Origin of the sequence: Vibrio sp. 661 (assembly GCF_033339315.1) — a bacterium.
GTDB classification, from domain to species: domain Bacteria; phylum Pseudomonadota; class Gammaproteobacteria; order Enterobacterales; family Vibrionaceae; genus Vibrio; species Vibrio alginolyticus.
The window spans coordinates 1-1167 of sequence record NZ_JAWOUJ010000105.1; the positions used below are offsets into that span (position 1 = coordinate 1).

A 1167-nucleotide genomic window follows, 5' to 3' on the forward strand; every position below is an offset into this window, starting at 1 on the left:
CATACCCATTACTGTACCTAGTAGACCCAGTAGTGGTGCTACAGAAGCAAACAGTTTGATTGAGCTGATAAAGCGTTCAATGCTTGGTGCATTGCGTAGGATGATTTCGTCCAACTTTGCTTCCAGATCTTCAAGGTTGTCGCCTTTGTGATCTTGGTAAGCTTGGATAACTTCACCTAGAGGGTTGCCAGGGATAACTGTGTCTGATTTCGCCTGTTTACGCATTTTGCCACCGATGATCTGAAGGCGTAGGAAGCACAATAGCGCGATGATGACACCAACAGCGCCCATTGCTAGGATGACGTAACCAACGATACCACCTTGGTCAATACGTTCCTGAACGGTAGGACTCTGTACTAGTAGCGATAGAATTACGCCACGAGATGGATCAAGGAATAGCGGCTCATAAGTGCCTTTTGCTGATTCAAAACCAGCCACTTGGCTTGTGATGTTCTTGCTTGGCTGACGTGATAGTTCTTCGAACTTGCCAGTTTGAGGTACGTAAATGACGTATTTGCCATCTGCAATTGCGTTAAATTCACCTACTAGCGTTACGTCGCGAACGGCTTCTTTACCTTCACCGTAAACAACCGTTGCTTGTGTTGTTGATGTATCACCAGATACGACAACTTGTTGAAGAATAGTGTGCCAGAATGCTTCCAGCTCTTGAGTTGATGGTAGTTCTTTACTTTCTGCCAGTTTCGTCAGCAGTGCATCACGCTCTGGGAACTGAACGGCATTTTGCGAAGCGGCAAACAGACCTTTAAATTCGCCTGCGTATTGACGAACCACACCAAACATTTCACCCAAGGTACCGGAGCGAACACGCAGTGTTTCGGTTAGTTCAGTCAGTTGTTTGTCGTTTTCGTCGAACGTTGCTTTTAGCTGATCACCCAGTGCTTGTTGTGCGGCAAGCTCATCGCGCGCTTGTTGCAGTAATACGGCTTGTTGGTCACGATCGCGCTTGAACACAGCTTCGCGTTCTTTGTTTTCTTTTGATTCAACAATGCTTTCTGATTTTACGTTTTTTAGTAGTTCAGAAAGTGTTTGTGGGGTTTCAGCTTGAACGCCAGAAACCATAAATAAGCTGGCTAGTAGACCAGCGGCTAGAGTTTTGAATCCTTTCATCTCTTATTCCTCCCCAGCAAATACAGGCAATTTGATTAG

1 protein-coding gene is annotated in these 1167 nt (G+C 45.7%); it reads right to left on the reverse strand.

Annotated elements, in window-relative coordinates; all coding sequences use genetic code 11:
• Nucleotides 1-1128: MotA/TolQ/ExbB proton channel family protein (locus R7P69_RS25020; RefSeq protein ID WP_318121797.1), on the reverse strand; the 1128-nt coding region annotated here is incomplete at its 3' end.
• Nucleotides 1129-1167: the final 39 nt, after the last annotated feature.